Below are 19,827 nucleotides of genomic sequence, written 5' to 3' on the forward strand. Positions count from 1 at the left end.
AACACAAGCCGCCAGTCCACCATCAGCAGTCTTGGATTGCGCGAAGGTAGGTTAGCGATAAAAAGGTGAAGGAATCCTGAACTATGCATAAAAAAAACAAGTTGTTCACCCTGTCGGCAGTGGCCACCGGCATTCTGTTTGCTGGCCAGGCGGCCGCCATTGAACCGCAGGCGGTAGACCTGGGTGGTGTAGGTTTTATCCCTACCGTCAAGCTCAGCGAAACCTACGACGACAACATTTGGGAAGCCTCAGGCCTGGCCGGCGATGAAGAGCAATCTTCCTGGGTAACCAGCATCGAGCCCAGCTTTACCCTGGCAGCGCGCGACCGGCTGAACACCTACCAGTTCAACTACCGCTTCAACAACACGACCTATCATTCCAGCCATGATGACGACAAAACCGACCATTTTGTCTCGGCCAACAGCCACATGGAGTTCAACGCCCGCAATCGCCTGGACCTGAACGCCGGCCACAACCGCCAGCAGGACACCCGCGACAGCACCAACCGCCAGAACGATGAAGTAGGCAACAAGTATCACACCACCAACCTGGGCGGTTTGTACGGCTTTGGTGCCGAAGCGGCCAGAATGCAGCTGGAGCTGGGCGCCAACCACGAGTGGCGCCGCTACACCAACAACCGCGACAGCGGCTCCCTTACCCGTGAAAAAGATCGCGACACCCTGAGCCTGGTGACCACCGCCTACTACCGTATTGGTCCCAAGACCCGCCTGTTGGCCGAGATCCAGCGCAACGACTACGACTACCAAACCGCCAACCTGGACAGCACTTCCTGGCGCTACCTGCTGGGTGCCACCTGGCAGGCCACCGCCAAGACCAGCGGTACCGTAAAAGTGGGTTTTGAAGACAAAGACTTCAACGACGCCACCAAGAATGACCCGAACAACTCCACCTGGGAAGCCGGCATTACCTGGGAGCCGCTTACCTACAGCCGGGTCAAGCTGAATACCAGCAGCCGCGCCGAAGAAGGCAGCGCCACCGAAGATTACATCGACACCGACAGCTACGGTATCGGTTGGGAACACGACTGGACTCCGCGCATCACCAGCAACCTGGGCTACAGCCTCACCGAAAAGGCCTACAAGGGTGGCGGCCGCGAAGGCCGCAAGGATGATCTGGACGTATACAACATCGGCGTAAACTACAAGATGCGCCGCTGGCTGGACCTGGGCGTGGGCTACACCCATAAAGACAACAGCTCCAACTCGGCCACCGACAGCTACGACCGTAACCAGGTGTTCGTAAACGCCAATATCAGCCTGTAACGGCACCCCTTAAACCGGCAAGGCTAACACCTTGCCGGTGTTAGCCTTTTTTGTAATGAGCCTAAAAACAGGATGTAAATGACCATGAAGCTGCTGCAATCCCTGCTTCTTTTACTGGTGTTCACCTTTACCGGGACCGCCATGGCCCAGACCGACTCCAGCTATACCCTGGGCTCCGGCGACCTGCTGCGGGTAAGTGTGTTCGGCGAACCTGATCTCAGCATTGAACAGATCCGCCTGAACGACGCCGGCACTTTTTCCTACCCGTTTTTAGGCTCCATTAACGCCAAGGGCAAAACCGCCAAACAGGTGGAAGCCCAAATAGCCAACGGCCTGCGGGGCGACTACCTGATTGATCCCAAGGTGACGGTAAGCATACTGGAATATCGCGAATTTTTCGTAAACGGCGAAGTGCGCAACCCCGGCGGCTACCCGTTTCAGCCGGGCATGACCCTGCGCAAGGCGGTGGCCCTGGCCGGCGGTTTTAGCGAGCGCGCCTCGCGCAGTGCCTTTAGCATCATTCACGACAACGATCCTGGCCGCACCCCCCGCAAAGCCACCCTGGATACACCGGTTATGCCGGGCGACATTATTACCATTGATCAGAGTTTCTTCTAAGCATGGACATGAGCAAATTCCCCGGCTTTAACAACAGCGGCACCGGCAGCGACGACGAAATAGACCTGCTGGCCCTGTGGCGCAGCATTTACCGCCGCAAATGGAGCATTATTACCCTCACCCTGGTGGTGGCCATGCTCACCGTGCTGGTGGTATTCAACATTACCCCCATCTACCGTGCCAGCAGCACCCTGCTGATTGAAAACAAGTCCGCCAATGTGGTGTCCATCGAGCAGGTATACGGCATTGAAGGTGCCGGCAGCGAATATTTGCAAACCCAGTTCGAACTGCTGAAGTCCCGCGCCCTGGCCGAACGGGTAGTGCGCCAGCTGGCACTGGACACCCACCCCGAGTTCGACCCCCGCCAGCAGCCCGAGCCGTTGCTGAACTGGCGCGGCTGGCTGAGCGGCATCAAGCCCTTTATTATGCCGGGCGATCTGGAGCCGCAAACGCCCCCCAGCGAGGCCGAAATTTTTGATGCCGTGGTGCGTAGCTTTCGCGAGCGCATTACCGTGGCGCCCCAGGGCAAAACCCAACTGGTGCAGGTAAGCGTGGACATGGCCGATGCCCACACCGCCGCCATGGCGGCCAACGCCCTGGCCCAGGGCTACATAGAAAGCCAGCTGGAAGCCAAGCTCAACATGACCCAAACCGCCACCAGTTGGATGAACGAACAACTGGGCGGCCTTAAAGGCAAGCTGGAAGACTCCGAAGCCCGGCTGCAGGCCTTTATGGAGCAGGAAAACCTGGTTAACCTGGGCGGTATTACCACCGTTAGCGCCAGCGAACTGAGCAATACCGGCGAGCGACTGACCGATGCCCGTCGCGAGCGCAACGCCGCCGAAAGCATGTATAACCAGGTGGCCGCCATGAAAAGCGCCGGCTATATGCGCCTGGCCAGCGTGCCGGCGGTAATGGCCGACCCGGTGGTGGCCCAGTTTAAGGCCGCCGAAGCCACCGCCAGCGCGCGGGTGCAGGAGCTAAGCCGCCGCTACGGCGCCAAGCACCCCGCCATGGTGGCCGCCCAGAGTGACCTGAACTCCGCTCGGGCCAGCCTGCGCGCCCAGGTGGAACAGGTGGTGGCCAGCATAGAAAACAGCTACCAACTGGCCCTGGCCAACGAACGCGGCCTGCAAAGCAGCTTTGAGCAGAACAAAGAGCAAATTCAGAACATCAGCCGCAACGAGTTTCGCCTGCGCGAACTGCAGCGCGAGGTAGAAACCAACCGCTCGCTGTACGACACCTTTATGACCCGGCTGAAGGAAACCACCGCCACCCAGGATCTGGAAACCGTATCCGCCCGCATCGTGGACCAGGCGGTGGTGCCGAGCCAGCCGATCAAGCCCAAAAAGAGCCTGATTGTCGCCCTGGCCACCCTGCTGGCGCTGATGGTGGGCGTGGGCCTGGCGCTGCTGCTGGAGATGCTCAACAACACCTTCAAGGGCACCGAAGAAATTGAAAACAAGCTCAACCTGCCGGTGCTGGGCATACTGCCGCTGCTTAAGGGCAAGCAGAACAACAACGTGGCCAAGCTGTTTGAACAGGGGGGCAACAAACCCTTCAGCGAGGCGGTGCGCACCATTCGTACCAGCCTGGTGCTGTCGGGCATAGACAACCCCTACAAGGTAACGGTGGTGACCTCTTCCGTGCCCGGCGAGGGCAAGAGCTCGGTGGCCAGCAACCTGGCCAATGCCCTGGGGCAGATGGAACGGGTGCTGCTGGTAGATGCCGACATGCGCCGGCCCACCGTGGCCAAGAACTACGAGTTTCCGGTGGGAACGCCGGGCCTGGCCAACCTGATTGCCGGCACCGCCAAGCTGGACGAGTGCATTCAGCAGGCCGACGGCATAGACGTTATGCCCGCCGGCACGGTGCCGCCCAACCCGCTGGAGCTGCTGTCTTCCGACCGCTTTGCCAGCATCATCAAGGTACTGGCCGACAAGTACGACCGGGTGATCATCGACTCCGCCCCCACCCAGGCGGTGAGCGACGCCCTGGTGCTGAGCCGCCATGCCAACGCCGTGATCTACGTGGTGAAGAGCGAAGCCACCAGCATTCCGCACGTAAAAGCCGGCATTGGCAAACTGCTGCAAATGGGCGCGCCGGTAAAAGGCGTGGTGCTCAACCAGCTGGACGTGAAAAAGGCCGCCAAATACGGCTACAGCTACGGTGGTTACTACGACTACTACGGCTACAGCAGTACCAAGGCAGAGGCCTGATCCATGGCGGCACGGCTTGTTGATATTCATAACCACCTGCTGCCGGGCATAGACGACGGCGCCGCCACCCTGGCGGACGCCCTGGAGCTGGCCCGGGCGGTGGTGGCCAATGGCATTACCCACTGCGTGTGCACCCCGCACATGCAGCCGGGCAAGTTCGACAACGACCGTGCCTCCATCAGTGCCGCCTTTAACCTGCTCAAGGCGGCACTGATGGAGCACCAGATACCGCTGCACATTGCCATGAGCGCCGAAGTTCGCTTTGGCCTGGAAGTGATGCAACAGGTCATGAACCAGGAAATTCCCTACCTGGGCCAGTGGCAGGGCAAACCGGTGCTGCTGCTGGAATTCCCCCACAACGAGGTGCCCTTTGGCGCCGACAAGCTCACCCAGTGGCTGCTGAAGCAGGGCATAATGCCGATGATTGCCCACCCCGAGCGCAACAGGGGCATTCAGCAAAGCCACCGCAAACTGGCCCCCTTTATTGCCCAGGGCTGCCTGTTCCAGGTGACCGCCGCCTCTGTGTGTGGCTATTTTGGTGAAACCAGCCGCGACATAGCCGAGCAACTGCTGAAAGAAGGCATAGTAACGGTGCTGGCCAGCGACGCCCACAACGTAAAATACCGCCCCCCCATGCTCAAGGAAGGACGCGAAGCCGCCGCCAAAATAGTAGGTGACGTGGCCGCCATGCAACTGGCCAGTGTTAATCCCTGGAACATCAGCGAACCGCTGTTCCGGGAGCAAAACCCATGACCCAAGCTCTGGGCCGCGGGCGGCCCGCCCGCATTTCGCGCACAGCGCGTCCAAAGCAATACCTTATTTTGGCCGCCATGCTCCTGCTGGCCCTGGGCATGATCTACACCGGCGCCCGCATGACCCTGGCCGGCGCCTACCTGCACCAGACCGACCTGTTCCTGGACGACTGGGCCGCCAAAAATAGCCAGCCCCCGGCCGCCGCCTGGCAAGTGGCCGAACAGGCCGCCCAAAGCGCCATTGCCCTTTACCCCACCGCCAATGGCGGCTATTACGACAGGCTGGGCCGGGTATACGACTGGCAGCAAATCAACGAGCCCATGTCCAGCCCCGCGGCCATGCAGAGCCGCGCCAATGCCATAGCCGCCTATCGCCAGGCCATTGCCAGCCGCCCGCAATGGCCTTTTAGCCACATCAACCTGGCCACCGCCAAACTGCGCCAGGGCGAGCTGGACGACGAATTTAAACAGGCACTGACCCGCGGCTTTGAACTGGCGCCCTGGCGGGCCCTGGCCTACCAGCAAACCGCCTGGCTGGGCCTGGTAAGCTGGCACACCCTGAATGCACAGCAGCAGGCCACGGTGGCCCAGGCCGTGAACCACGGCCTGAGCCACACCGCGCGCAGCAGGCAAGATACCGAGCAATTACTAACCCGGCTACAACGCACCGACCTGCTTTAAAAGCCGAGAGCCAGAAGCCAAAAACAACCCGCTCAATGGAGCAATGGGGCGCGGGCGGCCCGCCCGCCACTTCCCGCGAAGCGGGAACCCGTAGGGTCGACTTCAGTCGACCAAAACAACCCGCTCAATGGAGCAATGGAACGCGGGCGGCCGGGCAAGGGCCAAAACAAGCAAAACCGGCAATGGGAGCAACGCCAAACAACTCCACGGGCGGTAGCGTACCCAAACGCCGCCGGAAGCCAAAAGCAACTCGATCCGCCCCTCCCCCTTGGCAGCGGCCAAGCAGGCACCCCAGCGGGGAAGAGCGAGGGGGAGGCCGGGTGGGGGTGTTGCCCTAAAGCCAGAAGCCAGCAACCAAAAACAACCCACACCTTGGAGCGCGGGCGGCCCGCCCGCCACTTCCCGCGAAGCGGGAACCCCGTAGGGTCGACTTCAGTCGACCAAAAAACTTCAGTCAACCAAAAACCGGTGCCAGCACAATGCGCATTACCGAACAACAGCACAACACCATCATCACCCTGGCCCAAAAACAATTTGGACCAAGCGTAAAAGTGTGGCTGTTCGGCTCCCGCGCCAACGATCAAAAACAGGGTGGCGACATAGATCTGCTGGTAGAAAGCAGCACCGCGGTTAACAACCACATGCTGGCGGCGGCGCAGTTCAACGCCGCACTGCAACTGGCCCTGGGCGAACAAAAAATAGATGTGCTGCTGCTGGATCCACAAACACAACCCCAGCCCATACACCAAATAGCCAAACGAGAAGGCATAGAACTCACCGCCATGCAGCAAGATCCGGAACAACTCAGACTGCTTAATCTGCTTGAGGTAGTACAAAGGGAAATCCACTGGCTGCAGCGGGCAGAAAAACGCCTGTTTGCCTACCCCATGGACGAAGCCTGGTTCAACGGCCTGGCGAACGACGATGCCGCCGCCGAAACCCTGGAGGCATTTGTATCCCGTTTTGCCCGCCTGCAAGACAACCTGGGAGACAAACTGATCCCGGCCACCCTCAAGGCCCTGGCAGAACGCACCGGCAGTGCGCTCGATAACCTGAACAAGGCAGAAAAACTGGGCCTGCTATGGTCCGCCCAAGACTGGCTGGCCGCCCGCAACCTGCGCAACCGCATGGTGCACCAATACCAACCCCTGGCCCGGGATTTTTTACAGGCCCTGCAGGCCGCCCATGGGCTCATCCCCAACATGGTGGATACCTACCGCAACATACAGCAAAAACTGAGCCAAAGCGGTGTGATAAGGGCTATCAAGCCCTAGAATGAAAACAACCCGCGAAGGCGGCAACCCCGTAGGGTCGACTTCAGTCGACCAAAACAACAGTGGGGACCAGCCAGGGGCAGGCCGGGTGGGGGTGTTGCCCCAGGCCAAGCAGTTAAACATGATTGATTCACCAATCAAGGAGCCAGCAAGATGCGCATAACACCGGAACAGCATCGGCACATTACCGGCATCCTGAAAAAACACTTCGGCCAGGGCAGCAGGATCTGGCTGTTTGGCTCCCGTATCAACGACCAGGCCAAAGGCGGCGATATAGACCTGTACCTGGAGCCCGAATACCAAAGTGCCAAAGACATCGTTGCCGCCCGGCTGGCCGCCATGGCAGAACTGCACCAAGCCCTGGGCGACCAAAAAATAGACCTGGTCATCAACCGCCATCAGGGGCCGCGGCAGCCCATTTACGACATCGCCAAAACCAGCGGAATCGAATTATGAACAGCACCGTATTCCAGGGGATTCAGGACATTTGCCACACCCACGCCGAGCGCCTGAGCTGGGCCATGCACACCCTGGCGGACAAACAGCCCTTTACCCCGGCAACACTGCAACAACTGGATGCGGTAGACCTGGCGGTAATGGACCAGTTCATCGTGCGCTTTTCCAAACTGCAGGACGCCATGGGCGCCAGGCTGATGCCGGCCATACTTGAGCTCACCAAAGAGCAGGGCAGCCTGAGCACCTTTATCGACAAACTGAACCGGCTGGAAAAAATCGGCGCCATCAACAGCGCGGAGCAATGGCTGCAACTGCGGGAAATGCGTAACCAGTTTGCCCACGACTACCCGCAAGACAGCGAAATACAAGCCGAACTGCTGAACGCCGCCTTTGGCATGGCAGAACAAATGCTGGACATACTGAAACAACTGAACGACTTCGCCAAAAACTACCTGCCATAGGCCAGAAATATCCTCCCGCGAAGCGGGAACCCCGTAGGGGTCGACTCCAATCGACCAAAAAACTCGATCCGCCCCTCCCCCTAAACAGCGGACCAACAGGCACCCCAGCGAGGAAGAGCGAGGGGGAGGCCGGGTGGGGGTGTTGCCCTAAAGCCAAAAGCCAGAAGCAACTCGATCCTTGGAGCGCGGGCGGCCCGCCCGCCACTTCCCGCGCAGCGGGAACCAGGAACAACAACACCAAACTTAACAGGCAAAAACAGATGAAAATCGCCATCGCCGGCACCGGCTACGTCGGCCTCTCCAACGCCATGCTGCTCGCCCAGCATAACGAAGTAGTGGCCCTCGACATCATCCCCGAAAAAGTAGCACTGCTGAACAACCGGCAATCGCCCATCGTGGATGCCGACATCACCGACTTCCTGCAAAACAGGCCCATCGACTTTTGCGCCACCACCAGCAAGGAAGAGGCCTACCGCAACGCTGACTTTGTGGTGATAGCAACACCCACCGACTACGACCCCGATACCAACTACTTCAACACCCAAAGCGTGGAAGCGGTGGTAAAAGACGTAATGGCCATCAACCCCAACGCGGTGATGGTGATCAAATCCACAGTCCCGGTGGGCTACACCCAAAGGCTCAAGGAACAAACCGGCAGCAACAACATTATCTTCAGCCCCGAATTTTTGCGCGAAGGCAAGGCCCTGCACGACAACCTTTATCCTTCCCGCATCATCGTGGGCGAACAAAGCGAGCGGGCGGAACAATTCGCCGGCCTGCTGCTGCAGGGCGCCATTAAAAAAGACGTGCCGGTGCTCTACACCCACAGCACCGAGGCCGAGGCAGTAAAGCTGTTTTCCAACACCTACCTGGCCCTGCGCGTGGCCTACTTTAACGAGCTGGACAGCTACGCCGAAAGCCATGGCCTGGATAGCCGCCAGATTATAGAAGGGGTGGGGCTGGACCCGCGCATTGGCAACCACTACAACAACCCCAGCTTCGGCTACGGTGGCTACTGCTTGCCGAAAGACACCAAGCAACTGCTGGCCAACTACCGGGACGTGCCCAACAACATCATCCAGGCGATAGTGGACGCCAACACCACCCGCAAAGACTTTATTGCCAACGCCATCCTTAAAAAGAACCCCAGGGTAGTGGGTATTTACCGGCTGGTAATGAAAGCGGGATCGGACAACTTTCGCGCCTCCGCCATCCAGGGCGTGATGAAACGCATAAAAGCCAAGGGCGTGGAAGTGATCGTATACGAGCCGGTGCTCACCGAGCCCGAGTTCTACCACTCCCGGGTGGTGAACAATCTGGAAGAATTCAAGCAGCTGGCGGAGGTGATTGTGGCCAACCGTCCTTCCGCCGAGCTGCAGGACGTAGCAGACAAGGTATATACCAGAGACCTGTTCGGGAGCGACTAATGAAAATCCTGGTCACCGGCGGCGCCGGTTTTATTGGCTCGGCCGTCATTCGCCATATTATCCGGCACACCCAAGACAGCGTGGTGAACGTAGACAAGCTCACCTATGCCGGTAACCTGGAAAGCCTGGCAGAGATAAGTGGCAGCGCCCGCTACGCCTTTGAGCAGGTGGACATTTGCAACCGGCCCGAACTGGAGCGCGTATTTGCCGAGCACCAGCCGGATGCGGTGATGCACCTGGCAGCAGAAAGCCACGTAGACAGATCTATCGATGGCCCGGCGGAATTTATCACCACCAACATAGTGGGCACCTACACCCTTCTGGAAGCTGCGCGGCATTATTGGAATGGCCTGAGTGCAGAGCGCAAACAAGTGTTCCGTTTTCACCACATCTCAACCGACGAAGTGTACGGCGACCTGCCGCACCCGGAAGAAGACGAAGCCGCGCACCAAACGCTGTTTACCGAAGCCACCCCCTACGCCCCCAGCAGCCCCTATTCCGCCAGCAAGGCCAGCTCCGATCATTTGGTGCGGGCCTGGCGACGCACCTACGGGCTGCCAACCCTGGTCACCAACTGCTCCAACAACTACGGCCCTTACCATTTTCCGGAAAAGCTGATACCGCTGGTGATCCTCAACGCCCTGGAAGGCAAACCCCTGCCCATTTACGGTAAAGGCGACCAGATCCGCGACTGGCTCTATGTGGAAGACCATGCCCGTGCACTCTACCAAGTAGTGACGGTCGGCAAAGTAGGCGAAACCTACAACATCGGCGGTCACAACGAAAAAACCAACCTGGAAGTTGTACAAACCATCTGCACCCTGCTGGATGAACTGGCACCAAAAACTTCCAGCTTCCAGCTTCCAGCTTCCAGCTTGATCACTCATGTAAGTGACCGCCCCGGCCATGACCGCCGCTACGCCATAGACGCCAGTAAAATTGAGCGGGAACTGGGCTGGAAGCCGGTTGAGACCTTTGAATCCGGCATTCGCAAAACCGTGCAGTGGTATTTAAACAACCTGGAATGGTGCCGGCGAGTACAGGATGGCAGCTATCAACGTGAACGCCTGGGAGTAACTTATGCATAACCGTGCCCTGCATACCAACCTGGATACGTCCATGAAAGGCATCATTCTGGCCGGCGGCTCCGGCACCCGGCTTTATCCCATTACCATGGGTATTTCCAAGCAGTTGCTGCCCATTTACGACAAACCTATGATCTACTATCCCCTGTCGGTGCTGATGTTGGCGGGCATTCGGGACATTCTGATCATCACCACACCGGAAGATAAAGCAGGGTTTGAACGTTTGCTGGGCGATGGCAGCCAGTTTGGTATTAACCTCAGCTATGCGGTGCAGCCCAGCCCAGATGGCCTGGCTCAGGCCTTTATTATTGGTGAAGACTTTATTGGGCAGGATCCTGTTTGCCTGGTACTGGGTGACAATATTTTTTATGGCCAGGGTTTTGGCCCTATGCTGCGCGATGCAGCCAAGCTCACGCACGGTGCCAGGGTGTTTGGCTATCAGGTAAAGGATCCCGAGCGCTTTGGCGTGGTGGCATTTGATGAAAACAAAAAAGCCATTTCCATCGAAGAAAAGCCAGCTAAGCCTAAGTCCCATTATGCTGTTACCGGGCTGTATTTTTACGATAACCAGGTGGTGGAAATCGCCAAGTCGGTGCAGCCTTCTGCCCGCGGTGAACTTGAAATTACCTGTGTAAATAATGCCTATCTTGAGCAGCAGGCACTGTCAGTAGAATTGCTGGGCCGGGGTTTTGCCTGGCTGGACACCGGCACCCACGACAGCCTGTTGGAAGCAGCCCAATTTGTGGAAACCATTGAAAAACGCCAGGGCTACAAGGTGGCCTGCCTTGAAGAAATCGCCTTTTATAATGGCTGGCTTAGTAAAGAGCAACTGAGTCTGGTTGGCCACCGCCTCAGTAAAAACAGCTACGGTCAGTATTTGTTATCCTTGGTGCAAGAGGAGCAAGAGGACTGATGATTTTGCATGTGGCCAGTCTGGATAAGTTTATCCCTCCCTTTATCGAGCTGATAAATGAACACTTCGATTCATCAAAGCACCAGTTTTGGCTGAGCGGTGATAAAGAAAAATATCCATATCAGACTAGCAATAACATTTACCAGGTAAAAAGAACAAAAGCAGGAAGGCCAAAAGGGCTGCTGTATCTTGCTGTTCAACTGCATAAGGCAGATAAAGTTATTCTACATGGTCTTTTTAATCCATACGTAGTCGTTATGCTTTTCTGCATGCCCTGGTTGCTCAAAAAATGCTACTGGGTAATGTGGGGGGGAGATCTTTATACCTATCAGCTGGGTGAGAAAAACTGGAAGTGGAAAGTAAAAGAGTTCTTCCGGCGACCGGTTATAAAAAACATGGGGCATTTGGTAACTTATATATCTGGTGATGTAGAGCTTGCCCGCCAATGGTATGGTGCCAAAGGGCAGTATCATGAATGTCTTATGTACACCAGTAATCTGTATAAAGAACTTAAGTTAGAGCCTAAAGCCAGTAGCACATTAAATATACAGGTGGGCAACTCTGCCGACCCAAGTAATAATCATATTGAGGTGCTGGAAAAATTATTACCTTACAAAGAACAGGATATAAAAATATTTGTTCCCTTGTCCTATGGTGATCAGCAACATGCTGAGAAAGTAATTAGGCTGGGGAGAGAATGGTTTGGTGATAAGTTCTATCCATTAACAGATTTTATACCGATTGATGATTATTTGAAGTTTCTGGGCGATATTGATATTGCTGTTTTTAATCACAGGCGTCAGCAAGGTATGGGGAATACCATAACCTTGTTAGGGTTAGGTAAAACTGTTTATCTTCAGCAGGATACATCGCAGTGGCAGTTTTTTAAATCATTGAATATAAAGGTTAAAAGTGTTCGGTGTGGTGATATCTCAGTGTTAGCTGATAATTTGACTGAGAGTAATAAATTAAAAATTAAAGAGCACTTCTCAAAAGAAACTCTTTTGGAACAGCTTTCGCACATATTTGGAGAGGGCAATGGCTTACCTTACCAGAGAGCAGCTTGAAACAGTTGGTTTTAAAAAATTAGGTAAAAACATCAAGGTTAGCGACAAGGCTAGTATATATAATCCTGAGTTAATAGAGTTGGGTGATTATAGCCGAATAGATGATTTTTGTATTATTTCTGGGAATGTAAGGATTGGCCGGTTTGTTCATGTTGCGCCACAGTGTTTATTGGCTGGTGGAGAAGAGGGTATTGTTATGAGTGATTTTTCTGGACTAGCTTATCAAGTTCAGGTTTTTACTCAGTCTGATGATTATTCTGGAAGAACATTAACCAATCCAAATATTCCAAGTAAATATAAGCGGGAAAAGAAAAGCTCTATTTTGTTAGGTAAGCATGTAATCGTAGGGGCAGGCTCTATCATTTTTCCCGGAGTTGAAGTGAGTGAAGGCTGCTCTGTGGGCGCAATGACCTTGGTCAATAAGAGCACTCAGCCATGGGGTATTTATGTTGGCAATCCTGCTCGTCGAGTAAAAGAACGTAAAAAAGATTTACTTGCACTTGAAACCGAATTCCTGAAAGAGATTGACAATGATCCCATTCAATAAGCCTCCTTATACTGGCAATGAGCAACAATATGTTATTGCAGCCATGCAGAGCAATAATATGTCTGGTGATGGCCCCTTCTCTAAAAAATGCCAGACATGGTTTGAGCAACAGCTTGATGCACCTAAAACGCTGCTTACGCCATCTTGCACCGCAGCGTTGGAAATGGCCGCCATTCTTATTGATATACAGCCTGGCGATGAAGTCATCATGCCCAGCTACACCTTTGTAAGCACGGCTAACGCCTTTGCCTTGCGTGGTGCAAAAATGGTATTTGTTGATATTCGCCCGGATACCATGAATATCGACGAAACCAAAATTGAAGCGGCCATTACCGATAAAACCAAGGCCATAGTGCCGGTTCATTACGCCGGCGTAGGCTGCGAAATGGATACCATTATGGCCATTGCCGAACGTCATGGACTCTTTGTGGTGGAAGATGCCGCACAGGGCATGATGAGCAGCTACAAGGGCAGGGCACTTGGCAGCATTGGTCATCTGGGTGCGTTCAGCTTTCACGAAACCAAAAACTACACCAGTGGTGGTGAAGGTGGTCTGCTGATCATCAACGACAGCCGCTTTAAAGAGCGTGCCGAAATTATTCGTGAAAAAGGCACCAACCGCAGCCAGTTCTTTCGTGGCATGGTAGACAAATACAGCTGGGTAGACATTGGCAGCAGTTTCCTGCCCAGCGAGCTGCAGGCCGCCTATCTTTGGGGCCAGCTGGAAAAAGCTGATGAGATCAACAACGCTCGTCTGTCTGCCTGGCAATACTACCTGAACAAGCTGGCTCCTCTGGCTCAGGCAGGCAAAATTCAGCTGGCAACACTACCGGAACACTGCCAGCACAACGCGCATATGTTTTACCTGAAAGCGGCTGATCTTGATGAGCGCAGCCAGTTACTCGATCATCTCAAGAAAAATGATATTCTGGCCGTGTTTCACTATGTGCCACTGCACAGTGCTCGTGCTGGCCTGCAGTTGGGCTATTTCAATGGAGAAGATAATTACACCACCACAGAAAGTGAACGGCTTATCCGCTTGCCTCTGTGGTTTGGTATCAGCCAAGCGGAACAGCAGCAAGTGATTGATGCTGTTAATGAGTTTTACGCGTGACCCCACGTAAAATAGCTGCCTTCGCCATCGGCCCTATCGGTGGCGCATTGCTGGGCTTGATCACGTTGCCGATCATCACCTGGTTTTTTTCGCAGGAAGATGTGGGCAGAATGGCAATGCTGCAGGTTACCATTGGCTTCAGCACACTGCTGTTCAGCCTGGGGCTGGATCAGGCCTATGTGCGTGAGTTCCATGAGGCGAATGATAAACCGGCACTTCTAAAGCGCGCTCTGTTGCCGGGTTTGTTTTTACTGCTGCTTACCCTGGCTATATTGCTGTTATTTGGCGGCACCCTGGCTAATTGGTTGTTTGAACGGCCTGATTGGTATTTAAGCTTGCTTATAGTTACTGCCTTACTGGCTGCGTTCATATCCCGTTTTCTGTCATTGGTACTACGGATGAACGAGCGGGGGCTGGCATTCTCACTGAGTCAGTTATTACCCAAGCTAGTATTGATCGCCATTATTAGCGGTTATGTATTATTGAGAGCTGATAAAAGTCTGACCAATCTTGTTTTGGCAAACACCATTGCCTTGCTGTTAGTCTGTGTTGTGTTTGCGTTCAATACCCGTAAAGAGTGGATAGCTGGGTTACGCACATCACTGGATTGGCAGCACCTTAAAAGCATGCTGAAATTTGGCATGCCTTTAATACTGGGAGGCATTGCCTACTGGGGCCTTACCGCCATCGACAAGGTATTTTTACGTACACTGGCAAGTTTTGAAGAGCTTGGCGTCTACTCAGTAGCCGTGAGCTTTGCCGGAGCAGCGACCATTCTGCAAAGTGTTTTTTCTACTGTATGGGCTCCAACAGTTTACAAATGGGCCAGCCAAGGTGAAGGGCTTGAAAACGTACACAAGGTAAGTCGCTACATACTCGGTCTGGTTGTATTGTTATTTTGCTTTGCGGGCCTGCTGTCATGGGTAGTGACACTGTTTTTGCCAGCCAACTATATGGCAGTGCAATGGATCCTGGTTTCGTGTCTTGGTGCTCCCTTGCTTTACGTCTTGTCGGAAACCACCGTGGTAGGCATTGGCATCTCACGCCGCAGCAGTTTCGCCATGTCGGCCGCACTCATTGCTTTTTTAGTTAACCTTGCAGGCAACTGGCTGCTGATCCCAACCTTTGGTGCTGCAGGCGCGGCGGTCAGTACTTGTATATCTTTTTGGGTGTTCTTCGTACTGCGTACCGAGTTTTCAATTTACCTGTGGAAACCAATGCCAAGGCTGTTGCTTTATGGATACTCAGCGCTGGTAGTAGCAGGGGCCAGCGCCTTTACGCTATATGGCGAGACTATTTATTCATTCATGCTGGCATTTTGGTGCTTGCTGCTTGTTGCAGCATTATTCAGCTTCAGAGCGGAAGTGCGCGAAGCATTGGGGTTTGTAACCGTCAGATTCAAAAAAACAGTATCAGGGTAACACTTTCAGAACACTGCTAACGACTATATTATTCAGGTGTATTGCTATGCTTGCAAGAATCCCTGCGGAGTATGCTCAGCCGGAACAACGCTTTCCTGTTAAAGGGCATTATTCAGTATTATTATGAATACACCTAAATTAAAAACCTTTTTTCATAATTTATGGCCTAAGCTGTTGGTGATTGCAGCAGGCGTGAGCTTGTTTTTATTAGCCAGCGAGCTGTTAAAAGACGATATCAAAAGCCTGGTGATTGGTATAGCAGGCGGTTTGATATCCATTCCGCTGGTTTTTATCAGCTATGAAGTATGGCAAAAGAAATCTCAAAAAAAGCTAAACCTAAGTGTTTATGAGTTTGCTGAAAGAAAAGTGCAAACCAGCATTGCTGCAGTAAAAACCAAGTTAGAGTTGTTGATGGAAGGTGCCTTTGGTTACTTTGAAAAAGGCAGCATCCTGATAGACGATGCTGATATAGAAAATATCAGGATTAAATTTCATCAACAGCAGCATGAAGATACAGAAGAAAATTTCCAGAATGATGACGATTTATTAAGCTTTGAATATGCCAGTATATTTGAAAACCTGACCGATGCCCGTTACCTGGAATTTCAGCTGAGTGAGTTATCGTTGGCAGGAGAACTGGAGCATTTGCAAAGCCTGCTTGCTAACGCATTTATCATGCAACGATTGGAGGATGAACAAGTACGAGCCATTATTTACTTGATAGAAACCATCAGCCAGCTGGTGGCATTTTTTAATCATCATGCAGATGTATTCTGTAGAACCAGCATTAATCTGCATGGTTTTAATATTGGAGTTTTCAGCGAACAGCCAGCTATCAGTGCCTTGCTGTTTACAGAAAACGAAGCCGAAGAACCTGCGCTGCTGGATGTGAAACCGGCACCACAAGCAGCAGTTAAAGCATCACCATTACCTGCTTATGTTATCAATCCGGATTATTATAACATTTTAAGCGACTTAATCTTTGACGTTATCAACGCCATTAACAACTGGAAAAGCGTATTCAATCCAGTATTTATAGACTATGAAAATGCTCAGATAACGGTGTTGTAGCACTATAAAAAGTAGTTGTATTAATTGCCATCAATAAACTCGGCCTATGGGGCCATATTTTCTCAGGGCAAGATTATGAAAAAGCCTTATGGGATAAGGCTTTCGGCGTACTAAAAATTTAAACACTGACAGCCATGTTGTACAGCGGAGAGCACACTTTTGGAAGAAATATCTCGATGGGGAAGGATCGCTTTGACGATCAATATCAGCTGTGAACCTATGCTGTCTTTTCAACGACAGATGATCGCCATGAACGGACTCGGCCTCTTGCAGCACCTCTCCATCAGCCAGCGGGCCATCGCCTAGAAGGTGATCAACAAGTGGGCGGACTACCTGCTGGCGGTAAAGAGCAACCAGCCTAAATTAGAGGAAGCCTTTAACAACGACTTCCGCATGGAGATGTTCCAACATCCCGATAGTGACAGCTACAGCACGCAGGAAAGTGGCCATGGCCGCAAGGAAACCCGGCTGAGCCTGGCGGTGGACGACTTGTCCATCCTGGGTGACCTGGTGTTTGAATGGCCGGAGCTGAAGACGCTGGGGATAGTGGCGGCAGTGCGGGAAGTGGGCGGCGAACCGGCCAAGGACATCAAGGTGCGCTACTACATCAGTTCGGCCAAGTTGTCGTCGGCCAAGGAGCTGCTGGAAGCGACCCGCTCGCACTGGTCGATAGAATCCCAACTGCACTGGCAACTGGATGTGAGCATGCGTGAAGACGACTGCCGCATCCGCCGTGAGCAGGCCGGCGAGAATATGGCCACCATCCGGCATATCGCCTTCAATGCGTTGAAGGGAGAGACCAGCTTCAAGGCCGGGATGAAACGCAAGCAAAAGCGGGCAAGCCGAAACAACGCCTACCTGTCGCACGTCTTGGCAGGACTGGGGGTTTCGTAATCTTGCCCTGAGAGACCAGCTTCAAGGCCGGTAACAAACGTAAACAGAAGCAGGCGTCGCAATACCGATTACCTGTCTCAAGTCCTGACAGGGCTAGGGCTTTCGTTATCTTGCCCTGAGTATTGCTCTTCTGTGTTGAATTCATGGTCCATTTTTTATAAGGGGTAAGCTTTTCGTGACCACAAATAGGTTGATCGGCTCTGTTTTTATTTTTGTTTCACTATTTCCCTGGCTTTCATTTAGATTAACAAACTTAGACACGCAGCCTTGGTCCATTATCTTTGCTGTTTTGTTTTTGTTCTCTTGTCTATTTACTTCAAAGCTTGTTATTAAAACTAAAGATTTGGCTTTGCTCTCTATTCTTCCCATTTTTTTTGTTGTGCTTATTTTTGATGATTGGGTTGGTTTTTTGACTTTTAGAGCATTTGCATCTTATGTTGGCTTTTCTGTGGTTCTTTTTTCATTTATTCAGTACATTCGTAAGTATGGCCCTCCTGTTAAAATCGTTGCATTATCTAATTTGATATATATTGCATTTGCGTTATTGCAAGTTAATCTTGGTAATGGAGTTGTCGATAGCTTATTGGCAGCTCGTACTTCAACAGCAAGGGGGGTTACTAGCCTTACAGTTGAGCCAACATACTTCGGAGTGGTTCTTTTCTTTTTTTCGTGGCTGTATCTGTTTTATTGTAATTATAGACCTAATAAATTGTTTTCTTTTTTGGTTTTGGTTAATTTTATAACTACACTTTTTGTCGCCAAGTCATCTATGGCGTCTTTGTTTTTCTTGATTTTGCTTAGTGGGGTTCTTTTACCTAAGATTGGTTTTTTTAAATCTTTGTTTTTGTTTTTTCTTTGTCTCCCTTTCCTTTACTTTTTCATTGAGCTATATTTGCCTGGTTCTCGTATCTACTTGTTTTACAGTTATGTGATTGAAAGAGGTGTGGCCGATTTTTTTTATTATGATGCAAGCGCCAATGCTAGACTGGCGGCAGTAATTCTTCCTCTACATGGTTTTTTATATAACTATCTTATGCCGGGAGGGTTTTATTCATACCCCGATATCGTGCAGGAAATATTTTCATTTTATGACGGTTTTTTTTGGTATGGTTACAATAATGACAAAATCATGTCCTTTACCGGCGCCTTTGTTTATGAGTTGGGTTTTTTAGGCTTGATCTATATTTTAACTATTTCATTTTATTTATGTAATGGAAAGGGGTTTAGGGTTTTTGAAGTTCTTATTTTGAATGTGCTACTTTTTTCTGCCATTCCAGTTGGATTCACAATTGCTCCCCTTTTGATGTCGTTTATGTTTCTAGATGTGAGTCGGCGAATCAATGAGTCTCAAGGTGGTCGCTTTTAGTATATAGGTTTCACATATGGATGAAAAGGTTAACGTTTTTGTATTTTCTCCTTTCTACATACCTGGTTACAAAGGCGGTGGTCCAATAAAAACCATGAAAAATCTATTCGATAAAACAGGAAGTGATATAGACTATAAGCTTATCACCAGCGATAGAGATTTTGGTGACGTTTCACCCTATGCCTCGGTAACTTGTGGTGCTTGGAATAAGGTGGGTAATGCATTAGTTTTTTATGCGCAACCAGGGAAGGTCGGATATGTTCAAGCCTTTAGGGAATTGCGTGAAAATAACTATGATTTAGTTTATCTTAATAGTTTTTTTTCACCCCGCTTTTCATTGTTTCCCCTTTTGGCTACCAAAATATTAAGAGGAAAAGTCCTGCTCGCTCCTAGAGGAGAGCTTTCCGAAGGTGCACTATCTATTAAGTCTTTCAAAAAGCGAGTTTTTATCACCTTTTTCAAACTGCTAGGGTTTCATAGAAACACCATATTTCAGGCATCAACTGATTATGAAAAGGAAGATGTTCTGCGTAATTTAGGTGAGGGAGTGGATGTGTATGTTGCTGAAAACATAGGGACGCAAGAGCTCGCTCAGCATCTACAAGAACGAATACCGGATACTTTGAAGGCAGTTTTCGTTTCACGTATTTCTCCAAAAAAAAACCTACTGACAGCGCTCGAAATTTTACACAATGTTAAACATCCTCTTGAGTACGATATTTTCGGGCCGATTGAGGATGTTGGATACTGGCAACAGTGTGAGAAGGTGATTGCAAGTTTGCCCTCTCATATTAAGGTTATACACAAGGGCTCTCTATCACCAGATGAGGTAGTTAACACGCTTAGCAACTACGACGTTTTTTTCTTTCCGACGATGGGTGAAAACTACGGCCATGTTATTGCTGAAGCACTGTGTGCAGCATTGCCCATCGTTATTGCCGACACAACTCCTTGGCGCAACCTGCAACAACAAGGCATCGGCTGGGATCTTCCGCTCAATAACCCTGAAGCTTTCAGTTTCGTATTGGATGAACTGGCGACCATGCCGCCGGATCAGCACCATAAAATGCGTGAAAACGTGCTGGCCTGGGCCAAAAATAAGTTCTCCCAGCGCGATGCCATAGAAGCCAATATCGCCATGTTTAAATACGCCTACGAAAAAAAGTAAGGACAACCCT

Annotated in this window: 18 protein-coding genes and 1 pseudogene; all 19 read left to right on the forward strand. The window is 52.0% G+C overall.

Features of this window, described 5'->3' with window-relative positions:
* Nucleotides 1–83 precede the first annotated feature (83 nt).
* The 19 genes and pseudogenes from C7I36_RS12405 to C7I36_RS12490 all read left to right on the forward strand — a co-directional run bounded on the left by C7I36_RS12405 (nucleotide 84) and on the right by C7I36_RS12490 (nucleotide 19,817).
* Nucleotides 84–1,283 (forward strand): outer membrane beta-barrel protein, encoded by a 1,200-nt coding sequence (locus C7I36_RS12405; RefSeq protein ID WP_106454014.1) that lies wholly within the window; start codon nucleotides 84–86, stop codon nucleotides 1,281–1,283.
* 78 nt (nucleotides 1,284–1,361) lie between these two features.
* Nucleotides 1,362–1,901, forward strand: coding sequence for a polysaccharide biosynthesis/export family protein (locus C7I36_RS12410; RefSeq protein ID WP_181256363.1), 540 nt, complete (start codon nucleotides 1,362–1,364; stop codon nucleotides 1,899–1,901).
* Nucleotides 1,902–1,909: 8 nt separating this feature from the next.
* Entirely contained in the window at nucleotides 1,910–4,120 is a 2,211-nt protein-coding gene (locus tag C7I36_RS12415; protein WP_219899652.1) for a GumC family protein, read from the forward strand.
* Nucleotides 4,121–4,123: 3 nt separating this feature from the next.
* The gene (locus C7I36_RS12420; protein WP_106454016.1) at nucleotides 4,124–4,873 is read left to right on the forward strand and encodes a tyrosine-protein phosphatase; all 750 of its coding nucleotides are present in this window, start codon (nucleotides 4,124–4,126) and stop codon (nucleotides 4,871–4,873) included.
* A 68-nt stretch (nucleotides 4,874–4,941) separates the two neighbouring features.
* The gene (locus C7I36_RS12425; protein WP_219899653.1) at nucleotides 4,942–5,553 is read left to right on the forward strand and encodes a tetratricopeptide repeat protein; all 612 of its coding nucleotides are present in this window, start codon (nucleotides 4,942–4,944) and stop codon (nucleotides 5,551–5,553) included.
* Between the two features lie 479 nt (nucleotides 5,554–6,032).
* Complete coding sequence (locus C7I36_RS17305) at nucleotides 6,033–6,827, forward strand: nucleotidyltransferase domain-containing protein (protein ID WP_146137334.1); 795 nt, start codon at nucleotides 6,033–6,035, stop codon at nucleotides 6,825–6,827.
* Between the two features lie 153 nt (nucleotides 6,828–6,980).
* On the forward strand, nucleotides 6,981–7,283 hold the full coding sequence (locus tag C7I36_RS12435; protein ID WP_106454018.1) for a nucleotidyltransferase domain-containing protein: 303 nt from the start codon (nucleotides 6,981–6,983) through the stop codon (nucleotides 7,281–7,283).
* Complete coding sequence (locus C7I36_RS12440) at nucleotides 7,280–7,744, forward strand: Cthe_2314 family HEPN domain-containing protein (RefSeq protein ID WP_106454019.1); 465 nt, start codon at nucleotides 7,280–7,282, stop codon at nucleotides 7,742–7,744. The genes C7I36_RS12435 and C7I36_RS12440 overlap by 4 nt, the downstream gene beginning before the upstream one ends.
* Before the next feature lie 260 nt (nucleotides 7,745–8,004).
* A complete protein-coding gene (locus C7I36_RS12445; protein WP_106454020.1) occupies nucleotides 8,005–9,171 on the forward strand; it encodes a nucleotide sugar dehydrogenase in 1,167 nt (388 codons plus the stop codon).
* Entirely contained in the window at nucleotides 9,171–10,259 is a 1,089-nt protein-coding gene (gene rfbB, locus C7I36_RS12450) for a dTDP-glucose 4,6-dehydratase (RefSeq protein WP_106454021.1), read from the forward strand. The genes C7I36_RS12445 and rfbB overlap by 1 nt, the downstream gene beginning before the upstream one ends.
* 31 nt (nucleotides 10,260–10,290) lie before the next feature.
* Entirely contained in the window at nucleotides 10,291–11,169 is an 879-nt protein-coding gene (gene rfbA, locus C7I36_RS12455) for a glucose-1-phosphate thymidylyltransferase RfbA (protein WP_106454045.1), read from the forward strand.
* Nucleotides 11,169–12,236: a TDP-N-acetylfucosamine:lipid II N-acetylfucosaminyltransferase gene (locus C7I36_RS12460; RefSeq protein ID WP_106454022.1), complete on the forward strand. Its 1,068-nt coding sequence runs from the start codon at nucleotides 11,169–11,171 to the stop codon at nucleotides 12,234–12,236. The genes rfbA and C7I36_RS12460 overlap by 1 nt, the downstream gene beginning before the upstream one ends.
* A complete protein-coding gene (locus C7I36_RS12465) occupies nucleotides 12,208–12,783 on the forward strand; it encodes an acyltransferase (RefSeq protein WP_106454023.1) in 576 nt (191 codons plus the stop codon). The genes C7I36_RS12460 and C7I36_RS12465 overlap by 29 nt, the downstream gene beginning before the upstream one ends.
* Nucleotides 12,767–13,897: a dTDP-4-amino-4,6-dideoxygalactose transaminase gene (gene rffA, locus C7I36_RS12470; protein WP_106454024.1), complete on the forward strand. Its 1,131-nt coding sequence runs from the start codon at nucleotides 12,767–12,769 to the stop codon at nucleotides 13,895–13,897. The genes C7I36_RS12465 and rffA overlap by 17 nt, the downstream gene beginning before the upstream one ends.
* Nucleotides 13,894–15,318 (forward strand): lipopolysaccharide biosynthesis protein, encoded by a 1,425-nt coding sequence (locus tag C7I36_RS12475; protein ID WP_106454025.1) that lies wholly within the window; start codon nucleotides 13,894–13,896, stop codon nucleotides 15,316–15,318. Before rffA ends, C7I36_RS12475 begins: the two co-directional genes overlap by 4 nt.
* Before the next feature lie 123 nt (nucleotides 15,319–15,441).
* Nucleotides 15,442–16,389, forward strand: coding sequence for a hypothetical protein (locus C7I36_RS12480; RefSeq protein ID WP_146137335.1), 948 nt, complete (start codon nucleotides 15,442–15,444; stop codon nucleotides 16,387–16,389).
* Between the two features lie 309 nt (nucleotides 16,390–16,698).
* Nucleotides 16,699–17,283, forward strand: a pseudogene (locus C7I36_RS12485) (ISAs1 family transposase); the annotation flags it as partial.
* A 175-nt stretch (nucleotides 17,284–17,458) separates the two neighbouring features.
* Nucleotides 17,459–18,649, forward strand: a complete 1,191-nt coding sequence (locus C7I36_RS17310; protein ID WP_146137336.1) for a hypothetical protein — start codon at nucleotides 17,459–17,461, stop codon at nucleotides 18,647–18,649.
* Between the two features lie 16 nt (nucleotides 18,650–18,665).
* Nucleotides 18,666–19,817, forward strand: a complete 1,152-nt coding sequence (locus C7I36_RS12490; protein ID WP_106454028.1) for a glycosyltransferase family 4 protein — start codon at nucleotides 18,666–18,668, stop codon at nucleotides 19,815–19,817.
* The last annotated feature ends 10 nt before the right edge of the window (nucleotides 19,818–19,827 follow it).

Source organism: Zobellella taiwanensis, from assembly GCF_003012795.1.
Classification (GTDB): Bacteria; Pseudomonadota; Gammaproteobacteria; order Enterobacterales; family Aeromonadaceae; genus Oceanimonas; species Oceanimonas taiwanensis.